Here is a 6,073-nt window from a genome sequence, read left to right as displayed (position 1 = left end):
GAGGGCAGGGCGGTCGAGCGTCCCGCCGGACAGCCCACCATCGTCGTAGCGGTCCGGCACCTCGACCCAGCCTTCGCTAGCCTGACTCAGGATGTAGGCGGCGCAGGACTCGCGCTGGGCGTCGAGCGAATTGAAATCCTGCTCGAGGCCCTCTTCGCTCGATTTGCGGGTGTAGATGGCGCAGCGAACCTGTTTCATGCGGCCAGCTTTCGCTTGAGGCCGAAGAAGGCAGGGCCCGACCAGCGCGTCCCCGTAATCGCGCGCGCGACCTCGCTCAGCGACCGGTAGTCGCGGTCATTCCAGCGAACCACATTATCATCGCCGATCGTGACGACGTGGACCTTGCCCTGCCACTCGCGGGCGAGCTGCATACCCGGCGAGACCGAAGTCGTTCGGCTCTTGCCGTCGGCTAGTTGCGCTAGCTTCTGCTGCGTCGGTCGCGATAGTCCGCCGAACGCCTTGGCCTGGATCTCCCAGGCCAAGGCTAGGCTCAGCATCTTTCGTGAGAGGCGAGGGCAGGGGGTCTTGGTGACCCGCTGCCACTCGTCCTTCAACTCCGCGGACGTTATCAACGGCAGCGCAGCTAAACGTGTGCTCACATCCGACGCCATCACGCTACCGCCGGAATACGATAACAGGTGTCATCGTCGCGCTTGCCACGTTCGATGGCATGACCTTTCTTCCGCAATCCGGTCAATGCTGCGCGCGTCGTGTGGGGCAACCAGTCGGTGGCTGCGACGAGCTCTGCGAGTGTCGCGCCTTCATCGCGTTTGAGCAGCGCAATTACGGCAGCAGACTTGGTCTGGCGCTCCGGCTTTGCTGCGGTAGGGACCTCAGCATTCTCGTCGTTGCAAACGCCAATTGCAGCCAGTCCGGCGTCGGTCGCAAAGATGCCGAAGCGAATATCGCCATCGACGCGACTTACGGCCGATGCGTCGTCGGTTTCGCGCTCTTCCGCGAAACCCCGCGTGATGAGATCGCCAACAATTTTTGCGTCGGCCTTACTCTCGTGCGGGAACGGGTGAAGACTCCGGTTATCCCGTTGCACGGCGGCAGACAGAATGATTAGTTGGGTGTCGTTGAGCTTGGGCATGGTGGTCTCCGTCGTCGGATGAGCGGCACCACGCCGCTCCCACCAGTCTCAGCCCCGGACGATGTGGCGACGGGGCGGCCCAGCGAGGAGTTACGAATCGCTGGGTGACAGCGCTGTCGCTCTGTTGGTGAGCGAAGTCGAACGGATTATGCGCCCCAGGAGACGGATCCTGGTGTATCCGTAACAAATAGATCGGATCGCCCTACCAACCGCTCTTACCGCGCATTCGAACTCAGCGCGCGCTATGCCAACTGGTCTAGCCAAATGTTTCTCCTCAACTTCATCATCTAGCTCGCCGCGACGGAATCGAGTGACAGCCTGCTGTCAGCTTTGCCCCTTATGCCATCACGTTGAGAAGACGGATGCATGGGGAGAGAGAGCGTGGAGAAGACAGACGATTGCATGAGCGCGACTGCCGCTGCGGGTTTTATGCTTGCCATTTTCGCCAGCCTTGGCTGCACCGCAATCGCGTTCGACTGGCTGGTCAGCTTTGTTCGCTAAATCAAACTGTTAGGGCGGAGCTCACTAGTCATTATCGCCAAGACCGATACCAAGTGACGAACGCCAGCGATTAAGGAAATATTTTCGTGTTAGGCTGTCTTGGCTGACAAGCAGGCCCGGGCCGACGCGGATTGCACGGAGCCTCAATCCCGAGGGTTGAAGGTCTCTTAGAATTCCCACGTCGGCGCGAACGGATGGCATATCCTCGCGTACAAGATGCATCTGGCCGCGACGCGACAACAGAAAATCGAGAAACAGTTTTGCGGCATTCGGATGAAGCGCGCTCGCCGGGATCATCGCAATTCGGGACATTAGCAGTGTGTAGTCCGTGGGCAGTACCATCCCGAGCCTGGGATGTTTTTCGACCTCGCCCAGCGCGTAGGATCCGACGATATTGTAGCCGATCGCGGCACGTCCCGTCTCGACATCGCGCACGGCGTCCTCGGCGCGGGTGAACAGATGGACGTGGCTGGTACCCATCGCGCGAGCTAAGCGCCAAATGTCGTGCGTCGCTTGCTGATCTTGCGACAGATAAAGATAGCCGACCGCTGACGCGGCAGGATCTGACATTGCGATGCGGTCGCGAACCGCAGATGTTTCTTCGAGAAACCGGGTAAGGTCGACGTGACTCTTGGGCATTGCAGCGTCGGCAATCATGTCGCGGTTGTAGACCATCACGATTGGTTCGGCGGTCGTTCCCCAGGCCTGGTCCTTCCAGTTCGCCCAATCGGGCAGCCTATCGCGTTCGGGCGAGACATAGGTTTGCGCATAGCCGTCATTGACCAGCTTGATCTGGAGATCCATGGCCGATGACCACAAGAAGTCGGCAGTGCCCTTGTTGAGCGCGGCCGTGGCGACGAACTTCTGATTCATGTCGCGCGCTGGCATTTCGACATATTTGACGCGGATCGATGGGTAGAGCTGCTGGAAATCGGCAACCAGGCGGCTCGCTTTCTTCTCATCGATTGCCGACCAGATCAGCAGTTCGCGTTCGGCGTCGGCGTCGCGTTCGATGTCGGCGTAGGACATGGGATAGCCCGCCGGCACCGCCCTGGCCGGCGTACGACCGCAACCGCCCGCGGCGACCAGCGCGCCGACCCCCATCACTCCAGCTAGAATGCGACCGATCATCCCCGTCCTACGATACCGATTTAGTCGGCTTCCCACTGCGGCGTTTCTACCTGTAGGGTAAAGCGGTCAATGGAAGGGAGAGCCGTGGCCCGTATCCTCTTGGTCGAGGACGACCCCTCGCTTGCGCGCGGGCTTGCCGCGTCGCTGAAGGCGGCGGGGCATACGGTCGACACTGCCGAGGATGGCGAAACCGCGCTGATGGTGGCGCTCGACGAGCCCTATGCGCTGATCACCCTCGATCTCGGCCTGCCGGACATATCCGGGCTGGAGGTGCTCCGCCGGTTGCGGCGCGACGGGATCAAGACGCCGATCCTGATCCTGACCGCGCGCGACGCGATCGAGGATCGCGTCGAGGGTCTCGATCTTGGGGCCGACGACTATTTGCTCAAGCCGTTCGAGCCGAGCGAGCTGGAGGCGCGCATACGGGCATTGTTGCGTCGCTCGCAGGGCGATGCTTCGCCGGTGATCACCATCGGCCTGCTGGTGGTCGATCAGGCGCACGCGCGCGCGGCCGTCGGCGATCGCGTGCTCGACCTACGGCGGCGCGAGTGGGCGGTGCTCGATAGGCTGCTCGCGCGCGTCGGCAAAGTGGTGTCGAAGGATCGCCTGTCGTCGGAGATATTCGGGTTCGACGAGCCGGTCGGTCCCAACGCGGTAGAAGTCTATGTCGCGCGGTTGCGGCGCAAGCTGGGTGACGACGGTCCTGAAATTCGCACGATCCGCGGCCTCGGCTACATGCTCGTCGGGGATTGAGTGGCGACGACTTTCACCCCGCTGACAAGCGCATCGCTGACCGCCCGTCTCCTGCGTGGCATGGTATTGCCCATGGCAGGTCTTGCGTTGCTGCTCGGATTTGGCGGTGCGCTCGCGATACGCGGCGCGGTGCAGGCGGTGAACGACCGCATCCTCGGCGCCGCCTCTCGTGCACTGGCGGAGTCGCTGACGGTGGAGGACGGCGAAATCGCGCTCAACCTGTCACCGGCAATCTTCGGGATGCTCGAAGATAACGCGCGCGACAATGTCTATTACAAGGTGAGTTATTCGGGCCGCGCCGTGACCGGCTATGCCGACCTGCCTGACATCGCGCCGCGCGGCTTGCGCGATACCGAGGTCCGGTTCGGCAGCGTGACCTACAAGGGGCGGCCCGTGCGTATCGTCGCCGAAGGACGGCGGCTCCCCGGGATCGCCCAGCCGGCGGTGGTCGAGGTCGCCGAGACGCTGGGCGCGCGCGAACGGATTTCGCAGCGGCTGTTGATCGGATTGGCGATCCTCGAAGCTGCGCTGATCGGACTGAGCATTTTGTTGCTGCCGCTCGCGGTCCGGTGGGGGATGCGGCCGCTGATCCGGCTGCGCGCGGACATGGACCGTCGTGTCGCGTCCGATCTCACGCCGCTGCCGACCGACGACGTGCCGCTCGAGCTGCGCGATCTTGTGCGCGCGTTCAACGGCATGCTCGCCCGGGTCGATGCGACGTTGCAAGGGATGCGCCGCTTTACCGCCGATGCCTCGCACCAAATGCGGACTCCGTTGTCGATTTTGCGCACGCATATCGCCTTGCTGCGCAAGGCCGAGCCGGGCGGCGCTGAGGCACGGAGCTCGATCGAGGATATCGACCACGCCAGCGACCGATTGCAGCGGCTATTGGTTCAGCTGCTTGCGCTCGCCCGCGCCGACCATGCCGCGCTGGCGCAGGAAGCGGTCGAGCCGATCGACGCCAATGATTTTGCCGCGACCGTCGCCGCGGATCACGCCGCCGCGGCGGTGCGCGAGGGTATCGAACTAAAATTCGAGCGCGCGCCAGGCATGTCCCGGATCGCCACACACGCGGTGCTCGGCGCCGAACTGCTGAACAACCTAATCGACAATGCGATGCGCTATAGTGGCACTGGTGCGTCGGTGACCGTGTCGGTCGAGATCGAAGGCGACGGCGTAACGGTTGCGGTCGAGGATGACGGTCCCGGCATTTCGCCCGACGACCGCGACCGCGTATTTACCCGGTTCACGCGGCTCGATCGCGACACCGCGCGCAACGGCAGTGGCCTCGGCCTTCCGATCGCCCGCGCATTGGCCGAGGCGATCGGCGCTCGACTATCGCTCGACACCGCTCATTCCGGCCGGGGATTGCGTGCGTCGGTTTGGTTTCCCGCAGCCCCAGCAGTCTGACAGCATCGTGACAGGTTGCGGGGGTACCAGCGAGGCAGCACAGAGCCGCACCGATGCGCGCCGGCTATCCTTGATGGAGGGGAATTTGCGTAAATTGATGTTTTCCGTGGCGGTGATTGCGTTGCTTGCAGGCTGCAAGGGAACGATGACCGGCAACAGCGCCGACAATGCTGCGGCCGATGCCGGCGACAGCGCCTATAGGGTCGAACGCGTGTCGCTGCCCGGCGAAGGCCGCGGCGACTACGTCACCGTCGATGCCGACGGGCGGCGCCTGTACGTGACCCACACTACGCAAGTCCACATCCTCGACCTCGACACACTCAAGCCGCTCTCGGCCGTTACCGGCCTCGATGGCGCGCATGGCGTTGCGCTTGATACCGCGGCTGGCCATGGCTTTATCTCGGACGGCAACAGCAACTCGGTAAAGGTGTTCGACCTTGCCACCGGCAAGATCCTCAAGTCGATCCCGGTCGGCACCAAGCCCGACAGCATCCTGCGCGACCCCGCTTCGGGCAACATCTTCGTGTTCAACGGTGATTCTGAAGACGTTAGTGTAATCGATCCCGCCAAGGGCGCGGTGGTCGCGACGATCAAGCTGCCCAACGGCCCCGAATTCTCGCAGGCTGACGGCAAGGGCAAAGTCTGGGCGAACATGGAAGAAGGCAATGACATTGCCGAGATCGATACGAAGACCAACAAGCTGATCCGCACGATCGCGCTTACCGGTTGCGACGGTCCGGCGCCGCTCGCGTTCGATCCGATCAATCGTCGCCTGTTCAGCGGGTGCGGCAACAAGACAATGGTTGTCACCGACGCCGATACCGGCAAGGTCGTCGCCTCGGTACCGGTCGGCGGCGATCCCGACGGCATCGTGTTCGACGCCGACAAGAAGCGCATCTTCGTCGCCAACCGCGACAAGACTTGGACGATCATCACCCAGACCGGCGCCGACAGCTATTCGGTTGCCGAAACCTTGTCGATCGACGAATATGCCAAGACCGTCGGGCTCGATCCCAAGACGCACCGCGTCTTCTCGTCGACGGCCGATCTCGAGTGGCCGCCCAAGCCGACGGACGGCAAGAAATGGTTGCCGAACGCGAAGTCGGGCACCTTCCGGCTGATGGTCGTTTCCGAAAAATAAGCACGTGCGGCGGGCGGCGGCTTCGGCCGTCGTCCGACCGTTCG

7 protein-coding genes are annotated in these 6,073 nt (G+C 63.0%); 3 read left to right on the top strand and 4 right to left on the bottom strand.

Going from position 1 to position 6,073, the window contains the following annotated elements:
- The 4 genes from JWM94_RS12700 to JWM94_RS12685 form a co-directional block, all read right to left on the bottom strand.
- Nucleotides 1-198: recombinase family protein (locus JWM94_RS12700; RefSeq protein WP_299427477.1), on the bottom strand; the 198-nt coding region annotated here is incomplete at its 3' end.
- On the bottom strand, nucleotides 195-599 hold the full coding sequence (locus JWM94_RS12695; protein ID WP_299427474.1) for a DUF2924 domain-containing protein: 405 nt from the start codon (nucleotides 597-599) through the stop codon (nucleotides 195-197). The genes JWM94_RS12695 and JWM94_RS12700, both read right to left, overlap by 4 nt.
- An 11-nt stretch (nucleotides 600-610) precedes the next feature.
- The gene (locus JWM94_RS12690; RefSeq protein ID WP_299427471.1) at nucleotides 611-1,093 is read right to left on the bottom strand and encodes a DUF3489 domain-containing protein; all 483 of its coding nucleotides are present in this window, start codon (nucleotides 1,091-1,093) and stop codon (nucleotides 611-613) included.
- Between the two features lie 525 nt (nucleotides 1,094-1,618).
- Nucleotides 1,619-2,725 carry an ABC transporter substrate-binding protein gene (locus JWM94_RS12685; RefSeq protein ID WP_299427468.1) on the bottom strand — a complete coding sequence of 369 codons (1,107 nt, stop codon included), beginning with the start codon at nucleotides 2,723-2,725 and terminating at the stop codon, nucleotides 1,619-1,621.
- Nucleotides 2,726-2,809: 84 nt separating this feature from the next.
- Between JWM94_RS12685 and JWM94_RS12680 the strand changes: the two genes are divergently transcribed.
- The 3 genes from JWM94_RS12680 to JWM94_RS12670 all read left to right on the top strand — a co-directional run bounded on the left by JWM94_RS12680 (nucleotide 2,810) and on the right by JWM94_RS12670 (nucleotide 6,029).
- Entirely contained in the window at nucleotides 2,810-3,478 is a 669-nt protein-coding gene (locus JWM94_RS12680) for a response regulator transcription factor (protein ID WP_299427465.1), read from the top strand.
- A gap of 72 nt (nucleotides 3,479-3,550) precedes the next feature.
- Nucleotides 3,551-4,888, top strand: coding sequence for a sensor histidine kinase (locus JWM94_RS12675; protein WP_299427462.1), 1,338 nt, complete (start codon nucleotides 3,551-3,553; stop codon nucleotides 4,886-4,888).
- Between the two features lie 85 nt (nucleotides 4,889-4,973).
- On the top strand, nucleotides 4,974-6,029 hold the full coding sequence (locus JWM94_RS12670; protein ID WP_299427458.1) for a YncE family protein: 1,056 nt from the start codon (nucleotides 4,974-4,976) through the stop codon (nucleotides 6,027-6,029).
- Nucleotides 6,030-6,073 lie beyond the last annotated feature (44 nt).

Source organism: Sphingomonas bacterium, assembly GCF_028289855.1.
Classification (GTDB): Bacteria; Pseudomonadota; Alphaproteobacteria; order Sphingomonadales; family Sphingomonadaceae; genus Sphingomonas.
This window is presented reverse-complemented; position numbering and strand designations above follow the sequence as displayed.